At 55.0% G+C, this 1,180-nt stretch carries 2 tRNA genes and 1 rRNA gene; all 3 read left to right on the top strand.

What is annotated here, in order from left to right:
- Positions 1 to 284 precede the first annotated feature (284 nt).
- Positions 285 to 361 (top strand) — tRNA-Ile (locus tag KRZ98_RS23900).
- Positions 362 to 374: 13 nt separating this feature from the next.
- Positions 375 to 450: transfer RNA gene (locus tag KRZ98_RS23895), tRNA-Ala, on the top strand.
- A 421-nt stretch (positions 451 to 871) separates the two neighbouring features.
- Positions 872 to 1,180, top strand: a 23S ribosomal RNA gene (locus tag KRZ98_RS23890); the annotation flags it as partial.

The raw sequence follows: 1,180 nt of genomic DNA, 5'->3' as shown, positions 1-1,180 counted from the left end.
GCGGCTGGATCACCTCCTTTCTAAGGATATCGGCGGAAAGCGTCGGCTCTAGTAGCCGAAAGAGCTTCCTCCATTCCAAAGAACATATGCCGCCGTCCTCATGTCCCTTCATCACTGGAAAATACGCCTTGGCAACAAGGTGTATCTGCCTGAGCAGGCTATGCCCTGTTTGGTTTGCGCCAACGGACCTGCAAGGTCCGCAAGGCCGAACGGCCGCCGCTGCTTATGCAGCGAAAGCCAAGCCGACGGATGTCGGCGCCGGCGCTTGAGGCGAAACAAACAACGGGCCGGTAGCTCAGGTGGTTAGAGCGCACGCCTGATAAGCGTGAGGTCGGAGGTTCAACTCCTCCCCGGCCCACCATTTGCTTTGGTTGGGGGCTTTAGCTCAGCTGGGAGAGCGGTTGCTTTGCAAGCATCAGGTCATCGGTTCGATCCCGATAAGCTCCACCATTTTCCGCTTGGCGGAAAATGGATTGTTTGATTGAGTGCCCGTCGCATAAGCGACGACGGCCGTTCGGCCTTGCGAACCTTCGGTTCGTTGGCGTGCCAATCAAGCAACCTCTGCCAAGCACCTGCGCAGCGATGTATCGTGGAGCAGCGCAAGATATTCCAGGGATGAAGAGAAACGGTTTGCCGGACTTGTCCGGTGATATGAGGCGCGCGAGCGCCTCTCTTTGACATTGTGAATGGGTTTTTTAATCGATGCCGTGGCGACGCGGGCGTTGGTTTTTGTGCGTTGGCTGCAAGGCCATCGAGCAGGGGCCGATCGAGCGTTGTACACGAATGATTATCTGGCTGAGTTTAATAACCGCATTGTACTGACGGCAGTAAAAGCACTTGATCTTCCAGTGTTGTCGTTGGTGGTGCGGACTCTCAAGCGTGAGGTAAGGGCATCTGGTGAATGCCTTGGCATGTACAGGCGATGAAGGACGTGGCACGCTGCGATAAGCGTGGGGGAGCCGTGAGCAGGCTTTGATCCCGCGATTTCCGAATGGGACAACCCACCTTCACCATTTAAGACTGGTCCTGATGCGTCTCTTAGGAGATTTGGCAGGCCCCGTGTTAAATGGGAGAGGTATCACTAAGCTGAATAAAATAGGCTTTGGTGAGGCGAACCCGGAGAACTGAAACATCTCAGTACCCGGAGGAAAAGACATCAACCGAGATTCCGTTAGTAGTG

The organism is Sphingobium sp. AS12 (genome assembly GCF_019097845.1).
Lineage (GTDB): Bacteria > Pseudomonadota > Alphaproteobacteria > Sphingomonadales > Sphingomonadaceae > Sphingobium.
This window is presented reverse-complemented; position numbering and strand designations above follow the sequence as displayed.